Origin of the sequence: Mesorhizobium sp. WSM4313 (genome assembly GCF_002294725.1) — a bacterium.
In the GTDB taxonomy this organism is placed as follows: Bacteria; Pseudomonadota; Alphaproteobacteria; order Rhizobiales; family Rhizobiaceae; genus Mesorhizobium.
Genome location: NZ_NSFT01000004.1, coordinates 350,167 through 368,413 on the forward strand (window position 1 = coordinate 350,167; position 18,247 = coordinate 368,413).

At 64.9% G+C, this 18,247-nt stretch carries 16 protein-coding genes; 9 read left to right on the plus strand and 7 right to left on the minus strand.

All coding sequences use genetic code 11. From position 1 onward, the window contains the following. Positions 1–9: 9 nt before the first annotated feature. The 6 genes from rsmA to lptF all read right to left on the minus strand — a co-directional run bounded on the left by rsmA (position 10) and on the right by lptF (position 7,911). Positions 10–855, minus strand: a complete 846-nt coding sequence (gene rsmA / locus CK219_RS12280; RefSeq protein WP_095767015.1) for a 16S rRNA (adenine(1518)-N(6)/adenine(1519)-N(6))-dimethyltransferase RsmA — start codon at positions 853–855, stop codon at positions 10–12. Positions 856–862: 7 nt separating this feature from the next. Then, positions 863–1,918 carry a 4-hydroxythreonine-4-phosphate dehydrogenase PdxA gene (gene pdxA / locus CK219_RS12285; RefSeq protein ID WP_245340462.1) on the minus strand — a complete coding sequence of 352 codons (1,056 nt, stop codon included), beginning with the start codon at positions 1,916–1,918 and terminating at the stop codon, positions 863–865. Between the two features lie 128 nt (positions 1,919–2,046). Then, complete coding sequence (locus CK219_RS12290; RefSeq protein ID WP_095767016.1) at positions 2,047–2,967, minus strand: peptidylprolyl isomerase; 921 nt, start codon at positions 2,965–2,967, stop codon at positions 2,047–2,049. A 236-nt stretch (positions 2,968–3,203) separates the two neighbouring features. Further along, positions 3,204–5,630 (minus strand): LPS-assembly protein LptD, encoded by a 2,427-nt coding sequence (locus CK219_RS12295; RefSeq protein WP_176476998.1) that lies wholly within the window; start codon positions 5,628–5,630, stop codon positions 3,204–3,206. Further along, positions 5,630–6,712: an LPS export ABC transporter permease LptG gene (lptG, locus tag CK219_RS12300; RefSeq protein ID WP_095767017.1), complete on the minus strand. Its 1,083-nt coding sequence runs from the start codon at positions 6,710–6,712 to the stop codon at positions 5,630–5,632. The genes CK219_RS12295 and lptG overlap by 1 nt, the downstream gene beginning before the upstream one ends. 2 nt (positions 6,713–6,714) lie before the next feature. After that, positions 6,715–7,911 (minus strand): LPS export ABC transporter permease LptF, encoded by a 1,197-nt coding sequence (gene lptF, locus CK219_RS12305; protein ID WP_095767018.1) that lies wholly within the window; start codon positions 7,909–7,911, stop codon positions 6,715–6,717. Positions 7,912–8,288: 377 nt separating this feature from the next. Here lptF and CK219_RS12310 point away from each other — a divergent pair, with 377 nt between their 5' ends. Together CK219_RS12310 and CK219_RS12315 are read left to right on the plus strand one after the other, a co-directional pair. Further along, positions 8,289–9,791 carry a leucyl aminopeptidase gene (locus CK219_RS12310; protein ID WP_095767019.1) on the plus strand — a complete coding sequence of 501 codons (1,503 nt, stop codon included), beginning with the start codon at positions 8,289–8,291 and terminating at the stop codon, positions 9,789–9,791. Positions 9,792–9,800: 9 nt separating this feature from the next. Next, positions 9,801–10,250, plus strand: coding sequence for a DNA polymerase III subunit chi (locus CK219_RS12315; protein ID WP_095767020.1), 450 nt, complete (start codon positions 9,801–9,803; stop codon positions 10,248–10,250). Between the two features lie 67 nt (positions 10,251–10,317). On the opposite strand, the gene CK219_RS12320 is transcribed toward CK219_RS12315, so the two are convergent. Continuing rightward, a complete protein-coding gene (locus tag CK219_RS12320; protein WP_095767021.1) occupies positions 10,318–10,908 on the minus strand; it encodes a nuclear transport factor 2 family protein in 591 nt (196 codons plus the stop codon). A gap of 113 nt (positions 10,909–11,021) precedes the next feature. Here CK219_RS12320 and CK219_RS12325 point away from each other — a divergent pair, with 113 nt between their 5' ends. Genes CK219_RS12325 through CK219_RS12355 form a run of 7 tightly spaced genes read left to right on the plus strand, consistent with a single transcriptional unit; the run spans position 11,022 to position 18,247 of the window. Next, complete coding sequence (locus CK219_RS12325; RefSeq protein WP_095767022.1) at positions 11,022–12,035, plus strand: LysR family transcriptional regulator; 1,014 nt, start codon at positions 11,022–11,024, stop codon at positions 12,033–12,035. Between the two features lie 27 nt (positions 12,036–12,062). Then, positions 12,063–13,052 (plus strand): 3-oxoacyl-[acyl-carrier-protein] synthase III C-terminal domain-containing protein, encoded by a 990-nt coding sequence (locus CK219_RS12330; protein ID WP_095767023.1) that lies wholly within the window; start codon positions 12,063–12,065, stop codon positions 13,050–13,052. A 3-nt stretch (positions 13,053–13,055) separates the two neighbouring features. Continuing rightward, positions 13,056–14,039, plus strand: a complete 984-nt coding sequence (locus CK219_RS12335; RefSeq protein WP_095767024.1) for an NAD(P)-dependent oxidoreductase — start codon at positions 13,056–13,058, stop codon at positions 14,037–14,039. After that, complete coding sequence (locus CK219_RS12340; protein ID WP_095767025.1) at positions 14,036–14,860, plus strand: MBL fold metallo-hydrolase; 825 nt, start codon at positions 14,036–14,038, stop codon at positions 14,858–14,860. The genes CK219_RS12335 and CK219_RS12340 overlap by 4 nt, the downstream gene beginning before the upstream one ends. After that, on the plus strand, positions 14,857–16,113 hold the full coding sequence (locus CK219_RS12345) for a F390 synthetase-related protein (RefSeq protein ID WP_095767026.1): 1,257 nt from the start codon (positions 14,857–14,859) through the stop codon (positions 16,111–16,113). Before CK219_RS12340 ends, CK219_RS12345 begins: the two co-directional genes overlap by 4 nt. Then, on the plus strand, positions 16,110–17,255 hold the full coding sequence (locus CK219_RS12350) for a GNAT family N-acetyltransferase (RefSeq protein WP_095767027.1): 1,146 nt from the start codon (positions 16,110–16,112) through the stop codon (positions 17,253–17,255). Before CK219_RS12345 ends, CK219_RS12350 begins: the two co-directional genes overlap by 4 nt. Beyond that, entirely contained in the window at positions 17,252–18,247 is a 996-nt protein-coding gene (locus CK219_RS12355; protein ID WP_095767028.1) for a Rieske 2Fe-2S domain-containing protein, read from the plus strand. Before CK219_RS12350 ends, CK219_RS12355 begins: the two co-directional genes overlap by 4 nt.

Sequence of the window (18,247 nt, forward strand, 5' to 3'; positions counted from 1 at the left end):
CGCTGGCGGTCAAACCGCGTTCGTCAACCTTACGAATTCCTCGACGCTGAGCGTCTCCGCCCGCCGCGTCGGGTCAATGCCGGCCCGCGTCAGCAACGCCTCGCCGCCAAGGCTCTTCACGCTTTGCCTGAGCATCTTGCGGCGCTGGCCGAAGGCGGCCTCGGTGACGCGGCCCAGCTTTCTGGCGTCCACGGGCAGGGGAGATAAGCGCGGCACCAGATGCACCACCGATGAGGTGACCTTCGGCGGCGGCGTGAATGCCTGCGGCGGCACGTCGAAGGCGATCTTCGCCTCGGTGCGCCAGCCGGCCAGGACGCCGAGCCGGCCATAGCCGTCGCTGTCCGGGACCGCCGTGATGCGCTCCGCCACCTCGCGCTGGAACATCAGCGTCATCGATTGGTAGAAGGGCGGCCAATCGGCCACCGTCAGCCAGCGGATCAGAAGCTCGGTGCCGATATTGTAGGGCAGGTTGGCAACGATCTTCACCGGCCCGCCGTTCGCCGCGCCGGCAAACGCGGCAAAATCCGTCTTCAACGCATCGCCGGGAATGACCTCCAGGCGACCGGGATAGTGGCTGGAGACCTCGGCCAGCGCTTCGAGGCAGCGCTCGTCGCGCTCGATGGCGATCACGCGCCGCGCGCCGTTGAAGAGAAGCGCCCGCGTCAGTCCGCCCGGGCCCGGGCCGACCTCGATCACCGTCGCCTCGCCGAGATCGCCGGCGGCGCGCGCGATCTTGCTTGTCAGGTTGAGGTCGAGCAGAAAATTCTGCCCGAGCGCCTTCTTGGCCTGCAGGCCATGCCGCTCGATCACCTCGCGCAACGGCGGCAACCCGTCGATTGTGGTGCGCCCGCTCAATGGATCCTCACGCGGCGGTGGCCTGCCGTCCGCTGTCGGCCAGCCGGCGCGCCAGCCTTAGCGCGGCGATCAGGCTGTCGGCGCGCGCAAGACCCTTGCCGGCAATGTCGAAAGCGGTGCCGTGATCGGGCGAGGTTCGGACAAAGGGCAGGCCCAGCGTCACGTTCACCGCCTCGTCGAAGGCTAAAGTCTTGGCCGGGATCAGCGCCTGGTCGTGATACATGCAGAGCGCCGCGTCATAGGAAGCGCGCGCGCGCGGATGAAACATCGTGTCGGCCGGCAGTGGTCCGATCGCGTCGATCCCTTCCGCTTTGAGCATCTCGACGGCCGGGGTCACGATCGCAGCATCCTCCAGGCCCATGGCGCCGCCTTCGCCGGCATGCGGGTTGAGTCCGGCGATCGCAAGCTTCGGCCGCGCAATGCCGAAGCGGCTCTCGAGATCGGCGGCGGTGATGCGCGCGGTCGCGACGATCAGCTCCGTCGTGAGTACCTTCGGCACTTCGGCCAAAGCGATGTGGATGGTCACCGGAACGGTGCGCAGATCCGGTCCCGCCAGCAACATCACCGGCGTCACATCCCTGCCGGTGTGGCGCGAGGCCAGATGCGCCAGATATTCGGTGTGGCCGGGAAAGCCAAATCCGGCATCATAAAGCGGCTTTTTGGAGATCGGGCAGGTGACTATCGCCGCGGCGTGGCCGGCGAGACAGTCGGCGACGGCGCGGTCGATGGCTTCGATGGTGCCGGCGGCGTTGGCCGGGTTCGGCTCTCCCGGGCTGTCGAAATGACGCGCATCGAGCGGAACGACAGGCAGAGCCCGGGCAAAGTGGTGCGCCGCCTGTCCGGGCAAGGTCTCGGCGATCGTCACATTCGCGCCGACCAGGCGGGCGCGGGCTTCGATCAAAGCGGGGTCGGCAAGCAGATAGAAGGGCGGCACACCGGCGCTGTCGCCAGCTTGCCAGGCGGCGACGGCGATCTCGGGCCCGATGCCCGAGGGATCGCCGACACTGAGCGCCAGCGGCGCGTGGGTCTTCTGCGTGCTCATGCGGTCGGCTGGCTGCGGCATCGCACGCTTGTCGCTCAGAGCATGATGCCGAAAAGTGTGCAGCGGTTTTCGGACGACATCATGCTCTATCTCTTTGATTTAGAGCCGGATTCAGATTTCAGGTCGACTCGACCTGAAATCATCCGGCTCTAGCGTTCGACGATCTTGGCCTTCTGGCGCAGCTCGGCGACATATTTCTTGCTGAGCTCGTCGGCGTCCTTGTCGTTGCTGCCTTCAGCCTGGAACACCATCTGCGCGGCCTTGTCGTCGGAAACCTCGCGCGAGGAGCAGATGCCGATGAACTCGACGCCGCGCTCGGTCTCGCGCGTCGGCGTCGCGGCGCCGACCTTGGTCGCCTTGATCTGCTCGGCCCAGTCGGACGGCAATTGCGGCGCCAGCACGCGGCCGAGGTCGCGCACGGTGACGTCGATCAGGCCCTTGGCGAATTCCCGCGTAGTGTTGCAGCCGCTGAAGCGGGCGCGCATGGCGTCGGCCTCGCGCTTGCGCTTGGCGAGCGTGCCGGCGCGCTCCGATGCCGGAACCACGAAGATCACCTGCTGCAGCATGTATTCCGTCGCGGTCGGCTTGGCGCCGCCCTTGTCCAGCATGCGCCGCACGGCGTCCTGCTCGGTCACCGAGCCGCCTTCGCCGGAGCGGTAGCGCGAGCTGAGCGCCTGGTTCCAGGCCATCTGGGCACGGATGAATTCCTTGAAATGTTCCTTGGTGACGCCCGACTGCGCCATGATCGCGTCGAGTTTCGCCAGTGGCATCTTGTTGCCCGAGGCAAAGCGCTGGTAGGCGGCGTCGACCTGCTGGTCGGTGATGTGGATGCCGAGCCGCTTGGCCTCGGCCAGGCGCAGCGTCTGGTCGATCATCTCCTGCGCGGCATCGCCCTTCTTGTGCTGCAGCTTGAAGAAGGCGGCGCGGTGCGCGATGTCGCCGGTGGTGATCGGCATGTTGTTGACGACATACTTGATCTCAGCGGCGAAAGCAGGCCGTACGACAGCCGTGACCGAAATGGAGGCCGCCACCAGAAGCGCGAATCCCGCTGAAAACAGGTATTTCCTCATCTTACCTTCCTAATTTTTCCCCATCTCGAGTTTCCCGCCATCGCGGCGCCGCGCGTCCTCCGAACGCCTGCCGGATGCAGTCGACCCCATGCCCATCTTATGCGGCGAAACGATGTCGCCGGCGCATGGCCCTGGGAAACGCGCCCATTTTCGAAGGAACACGCTCCAAATCAAGACCAAAGCCCATCAGCGCCCCAGCCGGCGCACGGCTCGGAGACCGCGCGCCCGCCGCTTGATCACTGGATGGTATCGACCGCGCTTGTTGATGAACCGAAATCGCCGAGCGTGCGGAACGACAGGTTGAAACCGATGTTCTGCGACACTTCCTTGGTGACGGTGTCGCGCGTCTGCGAATACGTCATGATGTAAGTGAAGCAGCTATCGTTGTAGGCGAAGCCGACGCCGTCCTTGACCAGCACATTTGTCTCGATGTCGTAGGTGCCGGTGCCGAACAGCCGCCAGTTCTGCGCCAGATGGGTCGAAGCGCCGAGCGTGAGCTCGTGGCGGTCGGTGGTGAAGCCATAGAGCGGCTGCGCCTCGATGAAGGCATATTTGGCGCTGAGCGATATCGGCAGGCTGGAATAGGCGGCCTTCACTTCGGCGCGCCTGACCTCGAATGTCTGCTCGTCGAAACGCCCGCTCAGCGAGCCGGAGAAACCGCTCGGGCTGTTGAAGCCGACAAGGCCGACATAATCCGAGGTCTGCTTGTCCAGGCCGGACTCGGCCCCGACATTGACGAGGTCGGGCGCGGCAAAGGAGTTTTCGCCCGCGAGCTGGTATGACTGGCCGAAAATTGCGTTCGTGGCCCAGCCATTGTCATAGGCGCCTGAATACCGGAAGCCGACATTGGCGCGCGTGCCGCCTTCTATGCGGTCATAGCCCGAGAATTTGTCACGTTCGAACAGCGTGGTGGCGTCGAAGACGAAGCTCTGCGCGTCTTCGTTCGGGACGGCCAGCCCGCCGACATATTGCTCGTTCGGGCGCACGAAGACCTGCGCCGTCGGCTCCAGGACATGGCTGGAGTTCGCCATCGAGAACAGGAGCGGCCAACGCGCCTCGAGGCCGAGAGTGGCCATGTAGCGGGCAAGCGAGGAACGCATGTCATCGCCGGGTGTGCCCACCACGGGATTGTTAGCCATCGACGTAATTGCGTCAAGCGAAGCCGAATTCGCATTGACATAGCCGGCGTCGCCACGGAACGCCAGCAATGGCGTCACCTGCAGGCCGTCGTCGGTAGTGAAGGTACGCTTCCATTCGGCTTCCGCCGACAGCCGGCTTGATTGGCCCTCTATACCCGGAACGCGTAGAACCGAGCCTCCGTCAAGTGTTTCGTCCAGCCGGTTGCGGCTGATCACGCGTGTATTGACGTTGAATGACAACTGGCCGCCGGCCACCGACGTGTCGGGGATATAGGCGTAGTCGAGCGACGGGAGCACCCAGGGCTGCTTGGCGGCGCGCGCCGTCGGATCGCTGGAGAGCGTGTCTTCCTGCACCTCGAAGCGCATGGCGCGGACATCGAAATAATTGCGGTCGCTCAAGCCTGTCAGATAGATCGACGACTGGTGGACGAGGTCGTTGTAGCCTTCAATGTTATAGGTGCGCGAGAATTCCTTGTCGGTCTGCAGCAGCACGTCCCAGCCGAAATCCCAGCGCTCATTGATGGCGAACTGGCCCTTGGTGCCCATCATGCCGCGGAACTTGTTCGGGTCGCCTTCCGGGCCGGAATTGACGTTATGGCCATGGTTGATGTCGAGCGTGCGCGTATCGATGAACGCGTTCGGATCCTGCTGGTTGATGCCGGCAATCTTCAGCGTGTACTGGCCGTTGTTGAAGCGCTGGCGCCACTCGGCCTCGCCGAGGAAACCCTGCTTGGTATAGCCGCTGCCGGTGACGGTCAGGTCATAGGTCGGAGACAGGGCGAAATAATAAGGGACTTTGATGCCGACGCCGAGATGGTTGTTGTAGACGATGCCGGGGATCAGGAAGCCGCTCTTGCGCTTCACCGTCGGGTCGGCGATCTCGAAGGCCGGCAGATAGGCGAGCGGGAAGCCGAAGAACTCGAAATTCGAGTTTTCGAAGCGGACCGTCTTCTTCTCGCCGTTCCAGATGATCTTTCGCGCCTTGATGCGCCAGGTCGGCGCTTTGTCCGGCTTGTCTTCGCAAGGCTCGCAGGCGGTGTAGACGCCGTTGTGGAAGGTGGTGAGCACGCCGCCCATGCGCTCCGCGCTCTCGGCGGCGAAATAGGCTTTGTCTATCGTCTCGACGCGCAGCGCGTTGACAAAGCCGTCGGCAAAGTCGTCGGTGATGTCGATATGGTCGGAATTGACCTTGGTGCCGTCGCTGTTGATCAACTCGACGGCGCCGCTGGCGACGAGGCGCTTGGTGTCGCGGTTATACACCACGCGCTGGGCGACCAGCTTGTTGCCGCCATAGTCGATCTGCACGCCGCCGACGGCCGTCACCGTGTGCTTGTCGTTGTCGTAGACAAGCGTGTCGGCGGCCAGCAGCATCTGCGTGCCGGAAGGGACGGACTTGGCAGTGATCTGCTGCGCCAGCGCGGATGCCGTCGGCACCGCGCAAGCGAACAGACACGCCAAGGCAGTCGCCCCATAGAGGCGTGCCAAACCGGCCTGCCTATGGCTGCGCAAAACCGCCTCCCTCACTAGCCGTCTTCCTTGTATAGCAGAAACGTCACCCCAAAGAACATAGCCACGACAACCGGAACCCATGCAGCCACCACAGTAGGCACGAATCCGGCTACACCGAATGCCTTGACCAGTACCGAAACGACATAAAGCAGAAAGCCGGCCACGACGCCACCCAGAATCATCGTTGCCGACTGTCCCATTCGCGCAAATCGCATTGAAACCGTTGCAGCAATCAGCGTCATGGCGACGAGAAGGAACGGCAAGGCCACCAGCGAATCAAACTGCATGGCGAAGGCATTCGCCTTGAGTCCGAAGGACCGGGCAACCTCGATCTTACGCGGCAGCTCGTAGAAGGGGATGGTTTCCGGGCGTGCCAGGCGCTCCTGCACGAATTCCGGCTTGAGATTGGTCGGCACCCTGTCGGACGCCAGCGCCTGGATATTGCCCCCCTTGAAGACCTTTACGTCCTGCAAGTCCCAATAGCCGTCGCGCAGGAAAGCTTTGGCTGCATCCTTGCGTTCGGCGATGTTGCCCTGCGGGTCGAGGATGAAAAACACCGCCTCCGCCATCTCCAGCCCCTGATTGAGGATGGCGCGGGCGCCGATGATGGTGTCGCCCGATTCGGTCTTCTGCCTGAGCCAGGGCGTGACGTTGGTCGTGACGGCATTCGACTTGCCGGCCCTGAGGTCGTTCTCCATCTGCTCGGACCAGGAAAAGCCGTGCGCTGCGATCGGATTGATCACGGCGACCGACAGCACGCCGAACATCAGCGCGCCGACGCAGCACGGAAACAGGAACTGCCAGGCCGAGACGCCGGCCGAGCGGGCGATCACCAGCTCGTAACGGCGGTTGAGCGACACCAGCGTTGCCATTGCCGAGAACAGTCCGACGAACGGCACCGTCTGCAGCATGATCATCGGCATCCTGAGCGCCGAAATGGCGAAGGCTGTGCCGTAGGTGAAGCCGGGCAGCCCGGTCGTGCGGCCCGAAAGCTCGGTAAAGTCGATCAGGAACACCAGCGCCAGCAGGCCGAGGAAGAACCAGAAGGTGATCGAGACGTAACGGAAAAAGAAATAGCGGCCCAGCGTCCAGCCCATGGTCAGGCTCCCTGGCCGGAAGTGCGCCGGACGAGCCAGAGCTTGAATGTTGTCCAGTTGTCGCCGGCACGCTTGGCGAGGCCCGTCAGCCAGTCTGCCCAGCTGACCGGCAATTCCATGGTGCGCGACGATACGATGAACCAGATCGAGACCGCGGAGGCGATGAGCGGTATGGCGTAGAGCAGGTAGACATAGTACCAGACCCTGTCGGCCTTGCCTGCGGCGAAGAAGCCCAGCCATCGCACGAAAAGCGCTATCGCGATTGCCGTGATCAGCGGATTGATGCGCGCTTCCCGGTGCGAGCGCGCGTCGCCCGCAACGGCAAGCGCGATCAGCGCGAACACCAGCGAATAGGACCATTCGGCGAGACGCTGGTTGAGCTCCGCCCGGTAGCTGCCCGGTTCGCGCTGGAACATCTTGTCGTTGGGATCCGGGCTGAGCAGATATTGCGTCGTGCGGTCCTTGGGCAAAAGCGTGATGTCGTTCGCCGCCGACATGAACGCCGACATGTCGAAGGCATACGAGGTGAAGCGGATGACGGAGAGGTCGCCGGTCACCGATTTGCGGTTGATGACGCCGTCATTCATCATCAGCACCTTCTCGTCGCCCTTTTCGACGATGCTGCCGGTCTTGGCGTAGTAGGTCAGGCTGGCGCCTTCCTCGCGCGAATCGGCCACGAAGATGCCGCCGAGCCGGTTGCCGGGAAGCCGCTCGCCGACCTGCAGGAACAGGCCTTCGTCGATCTTGCGGAACGTGCCTTCCTGGATGATCAGCGACAGAAGGTCGGCGCGCGATGCCGCCACCAGCTGGCGATTCTTCTGCCTGGCATAGGGATCGATGGCGTTGTCGACGATGAAGGAAAACGCGCAGGCCGCTATCGCGAGCAGCAGGATCGGCCGCGCGATCGTCCAGCGCGAGGCCCCGGCGGCGCCTAGCACGGCGAGCTCCGAATCAGTGTTCATGGCGCTCAGCGTCTGCGCCACCGCCACCACCAGGGCGAACGGCACCACTATCGGGATGATCGAGGGGATGATGAGTGCCGCGACTTCGAAGAAAGTCAGCGCCGACTGGCCATTGTCGGTGACGAGGTCGATCTTGGCCAGAACCTGCGTGGTCCACACGATCGCCAGCGTCCAGACCAGCGCCGCGAGGAACATCGTCAGCGCGCGGCGCATGATGTAGCGTTCAACGACCTTCATGAAGGCTTTTCTCGATTTTGCCGAACGGCATCATGCCCGCCGACAAGGTAGTGATCCGGCGGCGCCCGCACAACTGCGTCATGGGCGGCTCGCTCCGGTTTGTCGCCCCACGCCACGTGCCCCGGCGTGGCGGAGTCTCCGCGCCAATGAATAAGAAATGCGAAACATCGATGGTTAACAGCAGGTTGCGGCAGCAAGCTAAGGCCGTGCCGAGGCGAATCCTTTGTCTATGGTGGCGCCGATATAGACCGCGATTTCGGCCAAAGTCTTGCCAAATGGCGGAAAACGACCAAATGTCGCGCACTCTTGCCAAACCTCTCGCCCGTTGAAAATTACCATTGCCGGCACCCTACGGCCATCCCCGAAAGCAGGACCTGATGACGTCGAGACCATCCATTTCCTTCGCCAAATTCGCCGCGCCCAAAAAGGGCAGCGTCTTCGTCTTCGCGGCCGATGATGGCGGGCTCGGCGAGGCGGCGAAGGCCTGCGATCCGGCTGGTGCATTGGCTCGCGCCTTTCCGGTCGCCGATTTCTCCGGCAAATTCGCAAGCTCGGCCGAGGTGCTGGCGCCGGAAGGAACGCCGGTCGACCGGCTGGTGGCGGTCGGCGCCGGCAAGGTCTCGAGCCTCGACGACTATGCCTGGCTGAAGCTCGGTGGCGCCGTTGCCGCTTCGCTACGCAAGGCGACCGAGGTGGCCGTCATCCTCGATCTGCCGGAGCTGCAGCCCGACGGTCGCCAGGCGGCGAGCCTCGCCGCCGGCATCCTGCTGCGCAGCTATTCCTTCGACAAATACAAGACCAGGAAAGACAAGGAAGACGCCCAATCCGACACGAAGTCGGGCAAGCCCGCCAGGGTAACCATTCACTGCGCCGATCCCGCTGCCGCGAAAAAGGCTTTCGCCGGCGAGGAAGCGGTGGTCGACGGCGTGCTGCTTGCGCGCGATCTGGTCAACGAGCCGGCCAATGCGCTTGGGCCCGTCGAATTCGCCGAGCGCGTCAAGGCGCTGGAGCAGCTCGGCGTCGAGGTCGAGATCCTCGCCGAAAAGGAGATGAAGAAGCTCGGCATGGGCTCGCTGCTCGGCGTCGCGCAAGGCTCGCCGCGCGGCGCGCGCCTGGCGGTGATGCGCTGGAACGGCGGCAAGGCCAAGGACGCGCCGCTCGCTTTCATCGGCAAGGGTGTCACCTTCGACACCGGCGGCAATTCGATGAAGCCGGCCTCGGGCATGGAGGACATGAAGGGCGACATGGGTGGTGCCGCCGCCGTCACCGGTCTTATGCGTGCGCTCGCCGCTCGCAAGGCGAAGGCCAATGTGGTCGGCGTCATCGGCTTGGTCGAGAACGCCGTCGACGGCCATGCCCAGCGTCCCGGCGACATCGTCACCTCGATGTCGGGCCAGACGATCGAGGTGCTCAACACCGATGCGGAAGGCCGCCTCGTTCTGGCCGATGCGCTCTGGTACGCCAACGACCGTTTCAAGCCGAAGTTCATGATCAATCTGGCGACGCTTACCGGCGCCGTGATGGTGGCGCTCGGCCAGCACTATGCCGGCCTTTTCTCCAACAATGACGAGCTTGCCGGCCGGCTTTTCGGCGCCGGCCAGACATCGCAGGAGCGGCTATGGCGTATGCCGCTCGGACCCGAATACGACAAGCTGATCGATTCCAAGAACGCCGACATGAAGAACATCGGCGGCCGCTATGGAGGCGCCATCATCGCCGCGCAGTTCCTGCAGCGCTTCGTCAAGGACACGCCCTGGGCGCATCTCGACATCGCCGGCACCGCGATGGGCGCGCCGTCGAGCGAGATCAACCAGTCCTGGGGCTCGGGCTTTGGCGTGCGCTTGCTCGACCGCCTGGTCCGCGATCACTATGAGGGTTAGGTTTCCGGGATGACCGACATCCTGTTCTACCATTTGACCGAATCGACGCTCGAGGAGGCGCTGCCGGGCCTGCTCGAGCGTAGCGTCGAGCGCGGCTGGCGCGCGGTGGTGCAGACCGGCACGGAAGATCGCCGCGACGCGCTCGACCAGCATCTGTGGATTTTTCGCGACGATTCCTTCCTGGCGCATGCCACCGACCGCGAAGCCTATCCGGCCGAGCAGCCGATCCTGCTCACCACCGGCGAGGGCAACCAGAACGCGGCGCAGATCCGTTTCCTGGTCGACGGCGCGACGCCTCCCGACTTGTCCGGCTACGAGCGCGCCGTATTCCTGTTCGACGGCCATGATGCAGCACAGCTCGAAGCCGCCCGCGGCCATTGGAAGACGATGAAGGAAGCCGGTCACGCCGTGACCTACTGGCAGCAGACGCAGGACCGACGCTGGGAACGCAAGGCTTAGCGCTTCTTCGCAATCGAACTGCGGCCACACCTTCGGCGGCGGCCGCACCAAGACGTCCGGCTCCCGCTCAACCCTTTGCCAGCGCCGACAGTTGCTCCAGAGTTATCTTGTGGACCAGCGGATCGGCGTGCCGGTGCGCCAGCAGCCATTCGCCGTTTTCACGTCGGAAAACCAGCGTCACCCTGAGCGGCCATTCTTGGTCCAGGCCACCGACCTTGCCATGCCCCCATTCGATCACGGCGAGCACCGCCATGTCGCCCGATGCGTACGCTTGCACCAACTCCATTTTCACCCCGCCGTCTTGAAAGTAGCTGGCCAGTTCGGCCAGGTGCCCGGGGCTTCTGTCGAAGCCCCTCGAGAACGGACCGCCGAAGGGCTGCATCAAGGTGAAGTCGGGGGCGATCTCGATCAGGTCGAGATAGGTTTTCATGTCGCCACGCATGAACGCCGTGCTGGCCGCCTCCGCCCGTGTCAAAAGCTCCTTCAGAGCTGCATCGTCGATGGCCGCTTGCGGTGCAGCTTCGCTCCACGCTGCCTGCACCGCCAGCGGCAAGGCAAGCGGTGCCGCCAGCGCCAGCCGCCTGGAAACGGTTTTCCTGCGGGCTTTCCTCTCAAGCGGCGCGCTGGCCTTGCCGGTTGTGTCGGTTAATTTGGACATGGGAAATCTCCTCAAATTTGAAAGTGGATACCGGCGGCGCTCTGGCCGTCCGACCGATGCGCTGAGGGATCTCACTTCAATCGAGATGAATCCAGTGATATGATTTCAAGAATATGCTGCATCAAATCGATCTCTCTCGCGCCGATCTCAACCTGTTGGTCTTGTTCGAGACTGTCATGGAGGAACGCCATGTCGGCCGCTCGGCGTCGCGGCTCAACCTGTCGCCGTCGGCGGTCAGCCATGGCCTCGGCCGACTGCGCGGCCTGCTCGGCGATCCGCTGTTCCTGCGCACGCCGAGGGGCGTCGTGCCGACCTACCGCGCGCTGGAGCTTGCCGCGCCTGTCGCCGAAATCCTGGCGCGGGTGAGGAGCGTGGTCGCCAGCGCCGAGCCCTTCGATCCCAGCCGTTCCAGCCGCCGTTTCCTCATCGGCGCGCCTGATGGCGCCTCGGTGGTATTCCTGCCGCCGCTGCTCGAAGTTCTGCATCAATTCGCACCGGGCATTGACATCGGCATCCGCCAGCTGCTGCCGAGGCAAGGTGAGACGTCGCCGTTGCCCGCCTGGAGCGACGTCATCGCCGAACTTGAGGCAAGAACTATGGATGTCGCGGTCCTCCCGATCGGCGACGTGCCCGAACGCTTTCTCCGGCGCGCGCTCTATGAAGAGGATTTCGTCATCGCCATGCGGGCTGGACACCGGTTCTCACTGGCCCCGAGCATCGAGGCATACTGCGCCATGCAGCACCTCGTCGTGTCGCAGACAGGCGACGCGCACGGTTTCGTCGATATCGCGCTCGCCGCGCGGGGTCTGTCGCGGCGCATCGCGCTCACCGTTCCCAATTTCATGTTCGCGCTCGCCGTGTTGGCCGAGACGGATTTTGTCTCGGCGCTGCCGCGTCGTTTCGTGGCCAGGCATGCGCGCCGCTTCGCTGTGATCGCGGTCGATCCTCCCGTGACGCTGCCACCTTTCCAGATCACCGCCGTAGTGCCGAAGGTCGCGATGATGGACGCTGGCATTGCCTGGCTCGTCGGCCAGTTGGAGCAGGTCGGATCGGCGGTCGATCCATCTGGCCTCACGGCGGCTGATCGACTTCGGAGTCGCAAACGCGGCGCTTCATGCGTTAGATAAGGGCCAAGCTCATGCGGCGGGGGGAGAATGCGGATCAGGATCGTCGGAACCGACAGGGCGGTACCGGCTGAGCGCGTCACAACGCGGACGCTGGAGGAGCGGCTTGGCCTCGGCGAGGGCGCGCTCGAAACCGCGACCGGCGTCGTCGAGCGCTATGTCTGCGAGGGCGAATCGCAAATCGATCTAGCTTGCGCGGCGGCGACGCTGGCGCTTGAGGATGCCGGCCTCGATCCCGGCGCCGTCGACCTGATCATCGGCGGCTGCGGCGTGCCTTATCAGCCGCTGCCGGCGACCGCGCCCTTGGTCATGCAGCGCCTTGGGCTGGCCGACGGCTCGGCTGCCGCCTTCGACGTCAACAGCACATGCCTGGGCTTCCTCACCGCCTTCGAGACCGCGGGCCGCATGATCGAGGCCGGGCAATGCGAGACGGCGCTGGTGTTTTCCTCCGAGATCGCCTCGCGCGCCTTGCCGTGGCAGGATGCGCCCGAGATCGCCGCGCTCTTCGGCGACGGCGCCGCGGCCGCCGTGCTGCGCAAAGGCGGCCAAGGCGAGGGCAAGGTGGCGGCCAGCCTGATGCGCACTTATCCGTCGGGCTGGGAAGCCTGCGGCATCGGTTCGGGCGGCACGCGCTTCGATTTCCGCAAGGAGCAGGAAGCGTTCGCCGCGCACAGCCTGTTCCACATGGACGGCAAGGAATTGTTCAGGCTCACCGCGCGCCATTTCAACGGCTTCGTCGCCGCTCTGCTTGAGCGCGCCGGCTGGCGGCATGGCGATGTCGATCTCGTCGTGCCGCACCAGGCGAGCCCGTTCGCGCTTGCCCATGTGGCGCGCCAGACCGGCTTTGCGTCGGAAAAGCTCGTCGACATCTCCGCCCGCTTCGGCAACCAGATCGCGGCTTCCATTCCCTTCGCGCTGGACGTCGCGCGCCGCGAGGGCCGCGTGGCGCCGGGCATGAAGCTGCTCATCCTCGGCACGTCGGCCGGCGTCTCCTTCGGCGGCATGGCGCTGGAGGTCTGAGGAATGGCCGTGCTCGTCACCGGCGCCAGCGGTTTCTTGGGCTCGCATGTGCTCGAGCGGCTGGCTGCGTCCGGAACGCTGGCGCTCGGGCTCGGCCGCGATGAAGCGTGCTGCGCCGCGCTGGAGACCGCCGGCCATCGCATCGTCCGCCACGATCTCGCGCAGCCGCTCGACGCCGCGCTCGATCCGAGGCTTGGCAGGGTCGAACGGGTCATCCATTGCGCGGCGCTCTCTTCGCCTTTTGGACGCCTCGCTGATTTCGAGGCGGCCAACGTCACGGCAACGCGCAACCTTGTCGATTTCGCGCAGCGGCAAGGCGTCAGCCGCTTCGTCCACATCTCCACCCCGTCCGTCTGCTTTGCCTTCCGCGACCAGCTTGGGCTCAGCGAGGACGTGGCTTTGCCGGAGCCCGTCAATCACTATGCCCGCACCAAGCGCGAGGCCGAAAAGATCGTGCTCGGCCAGCCCGCCATCCATCCGCTGGCGCTGCGGCCCCGCGGCATCTACGGCAAAGGCGACCACGCGCTGCTGCCGCGCCTGATCAAGGCAGCCAAAAGCCGGCCGCTGCCGCTGTTTCGCAATGGCCGGGCGGCCATCGACATCACTTATGTCGACGATGTCGTCGACGCGGTGATGGCGGCGCTTGCCGCGCCCGGGGAAGCGGAGTGCCAAATCTTCAACATCTCCGGCGGCGAGGTGCTGCCGGTCCGCCGCATTGCCGACGAGGCCTGCGCCCGCGCCGGTCTCGAGGCGCGCTGGCGGCCGACGCCGCTCATGCCGGCGATGCTGGCGGCGGGCCTGATGGAAGCAGTGGCGCTCCGGTTGCCTGGCCGCCCCGAGCCGCCGGTCACCCGCTATGGGCTCGGTCTCTTCGCCTATGCGCAAAGCCTCGATATTTCCAAGGCGAAGCGGATGCTTGGCTGGGCACCGAAGATCTCGTTCGAGCAAGGGCTTGACCGCACGTTTTCCGGTGGTGCGCAGGCATGAGGATCGTCTTCGCCAACAGCGCCTGGGTGAGCGCCGCCGAGCGATTGATCCTGCGCGGCGGCGGCTGGCAAAGTGTCAAGCTGCGTGTCCGCTACGGGCTGTTCTTTCACCCAACTGCCGGGCCTGTGCTCATCGACACCGGCTACACATCTGAGGCGCTGAGCGGTGAGCGGCGTAGCCGCACGCTTCGGCTCTACGGTGCGCTGCTGAAACCCGAGCTCAACGCAGACGAGCAGGTCCTGCCGGTGCTGCGGCGTTTCGATCTGTCGCCTGACGACATCCGCACAATCATCGTCACCCACTTTCATGCTGACCACATTTCGGGCCTGTCGCTGTTCCGCAACGCGCGCTTCATCGCCAGCGATGCGGCCTGGGCTCGGGTCAAGGCGCGAGGCCCGCGGCGGAATCTGCGCCACGGCGTCTTCACCGAACTCTTTCCGCCGGATTTCGAGGCGCGGCTGGAGGGCATCTCCGCGAAGCCCCGCGTAACGCCGCAGGGCGCTATCCCCGGCGGCGCCGATCTCTTCGGTGACGGCAGCGTGATCGCGGTCGATCTTCCAGGACATGCCGACGGCCAGTTCGGCCTGCTGTTTACCGGACCGGTCCGGCCGCTGCTCTACGCCGTCGATGCGCAATGGCTGCTCAATGCCTTGACCCATAACCGCACGCCGGGTTTCCCGGCCACGTTGATCGCCGAGGATGCCGCGGCGATCGAGCCGACCAGCGCAATGCTGCGTCGCTTCCTCGCCTCAGGCGGCGAAGTGATGCTCTGCCATGATCCCGCCCCGACATCTTACGACCTCGCACCGGAGGCCGCATGAACGGGCTGGCGGAAGCGGCAGGCTCCTTCGCCTTGACGCGCTGGGTCTCGCGGAAGAGCCGCGCGGATTTCGAGCACTGGCAGGCGGCGGCCTTGCGGCGCTTCCTGAACGGCGACCTGCCGCGCGCGCCCTTTTACGGCAAGGCGCCGGCGCGCCTCATCGATTTGCCGGTCACCGACAAGGCGCTGCTGATGGCGCGTTTTGAGGATTTCAACATCCACCATCTCACCGCCGCACAAGCCTGGGCGGCCCTGGCGGGCGAGGGCCGCGCCGGATCGCTCACTATCGGCGCCAGCACCGGAACATCGGGCAATCGCGGCCTGTTCGTGATTTCCGAGGCCGAAAAATACCGCTGGCTGGGCGCGATCCTGGCCAAAGCGGCGCCCGATCTTCTATGGCGCGGCATGCGCGTCGCCGTCATCCTGCCGCAGAACACCGGGCTTTACGACAGCGCCCGCAAATCGCGGCTGATAAGGCTCGCCTTCTTTGACCTGACCTTGGGGCCGGAAAGCTGGCGCGGCGCGCTCGAAGCCTTCGACCCGACGATCATTATCGCGCCGCCGAAGGTGCTGCGGCATTTCGCGAGCGAGGGTTTCCGTCTGCGTCCGAAGCGTGTCTTCTCGGCGGCTGAAACGCTGGATCCGGTTGACCGTCCGGTTATAGAGGATTTCTTCCGGCTGCCGCTCGATCAGATCTACATGGCGACCGAAGGCTTGTTCGCGGTCACCTGCCGGCAGGGCGGACTGCATCTTGCCGAAGACTCCGTATTCTTCGAATTCGAGCCGGCGGGCGAGGGGCTGGTGACGCCGTTGGTGACAACCTTTCGCCGCCGGACACAGATCATGGCGCGCTACAGGATGAACGACCTGCTGCGCTTGTCCAAAGCACCTTGCCGATGTGGTTCGCCGCTGCGCTGCCTCGACGAGATCGTCGGCCGCATGGATGATGTGTTCCGGCTCATGTCGCCGGACGGTCCGGTGCTCGTCACGCCGGATGTGCTTCGCAACGCCGTGCTCAAGGCCGATCGCCGCATCGACGATTTTCGTCTTGTCCAGACCGGGCCGGACAGGGTCGAGCTCAGCCTTCCGCCAACGTTCGCGGATGATGCGGCGGCGGCCGCGCATCAAGCGGCGCAAGCGTTGCTGGATGCGCGAAAGGCGCTCGCCACCGTCACGCTTGTCCGCGCGCCGCTGCCGCTGGAGATAGGCCGCAAGCTGCGTCGCGTCGAAGCCCGCCTGGAGCGCGCGCGATGAGCGGCGCGGCGATGGCGCAAAGGCTTGTGCAGCAGGCCGACCGGGTCGAGAACAAGCCGGCAAAGGTCGAGGCTTTTGTAAGGTTCTTCAACGAGATGCCGGTGCGCCATCTCATCGCCAATCTGGACACGAAAGTCGAGACGCTCGAAATCGCCGGAGGCATTTTTCCGCTGACGTTGAACGACGGGAGTGAAGCGCACAACTGCTATATCTGCTGCCCGACCAGCGCCTATATCGACTACGCGATGGATGAGACGCGCAACTTCGCCGCCCATCCTCTGTTGCGGCGCGCGCTGAGTACCTTGATTGGAGCCTGCGCGCCGCTGGTCAGGGCGAGCGGCCTCGACCGTCAGGCGCAGGTCAACAACTGGCTCTATTCGACCAATCCGATGCCGCTGCTCGACCGGCCGGCGATCGCGTCGCTGCGCGCGGCCCTGACCGCGCGTTTCCCCGATCGCGCCATCGTCATCCGCTCGTTGAACGATATTGCCGATCCGGCGACCATTGCCGCCTTGAAGGCCGAGGGGTTTCGCATGCTGGCGGCGCGCCAGATCTACATCTTCGCCGATCGCAGCGCCGCGCCCGCAATGACGCGCGACATGAAACGCGATCGCGCCTGCCTGCGCACAACGCCGTTCGAGCGAGTGGGCAATGAAGATTTCACCGAGGCCGATTATGCGCGCGCCGCTCAGCTCTACACCATGCTCTATCTCGACAAATACACGCCGCTCAATCCGCACTACACCGCCCGCTACATCGCCGAAATGCATCGGCGCGGCATCATCAGCCTGGCGGGGTTGCGCCGGCCGCGCGGCGAGCTGGTCGCCGTCACCGGCCTGTTCGAGAACGGCGGCACGCTGACCCAACCCATCGTCGGCTATGACACCAGCCTGCCGGTCGCCGACGGGCTCTATCGCATGATGATGGCGGTGGCACAGGACCACGCGACTTCGCGCGGCCTGTTCTTCAACATGAGCGCGGGCGCCGCCGATTTCAAACGCCGGCGCGGCGCGGTCGCGGCGATCGAATACAACGCCGTCTATGCCGGGCATCTTGCGCTTCGCCGACGCATGGCGATCCGCGTCATGGAGGCCGTGCTGGCATGGGTCGGCATCCCCCTGCTCAGGAGGTTCGAACTGTGAGCGAGCGCGGCGGGGAAGCCCATTGGCAGGCGGTGGCGTTGTCGACCGACCTCGGCAGGCGGCCGAAGCGCGTCCTGTTCGACGGCGCGCCCGTGGTGCTGTTCCGCTCGGCGCAAGGCATTGCGGCACTTTTCGATCGTTGCCCGCACCGGCTGGTCGAGCTGTCGACCGGCAGGATCGTCGGCGGGGAGATCGAATGCCCCTATCATGGCTGGCGTTATGACGGCGAGGGACGCTGCACCGCGATCCCCGGCCATGTCGGCGCCATGCCGCATTACCGCGTCCGCCGCTTTGCCGCGATCGAGCGCGACGGCGTCGTCTTCATTTCTTCCGGCTCGCCGACGAGCGAGCCTTACCTGCACTGCATGCAGGGCAAGGATGTCATCGTGCGGCGGGTGCGCTCGTCGACGCAATCGACAGTCATCGATGCGGTGGAAAACATCCTCGATGCCACCCATACCCATTTCACCCATAAAGGTCTGCTGCGCGGCCTGACCTCGAAGCGCCATCTGGTGCGGGTCGAGGTGACCGGCGGCGAGGGCTGGGTCGAGGCCTGCTACACCGGCGAGGACCGTCAGCAGGGCCTGATCAGCCGGCTCATGGAAGGCGAGCGTGCGAAGACCATCGGCCGCTTCCGCCATCCCGGCATCGCCGAGCTCGAATATTGGGGCAGGGACGGGCTGGTCTTAGCCACCACCTTCCATCTGCGCCAGGCCGACGAGCGCACCGTCGAGGGTATCGGCTGGCTGATCGGCCGGCGCCAAGGCCTGCTCGGCGAGCTGAAGGCGCTGGCCTTCAGGCCGCTTTTCAACATCGCGCTGCACCAAGATCGCCGGGTGCTGAAATCGGCCAGCGACAATGCCCGGCTACCGCCCCAAGCCCTGCCGGTGATCGGCCCGCTCGATTTCCTGCGCCGCGACATCGCGGCGATCATGGATGGGAAGATGCCAGCGGCTGCAAGTGAGGCAAGGGTGCATTATATCGAACTGTGA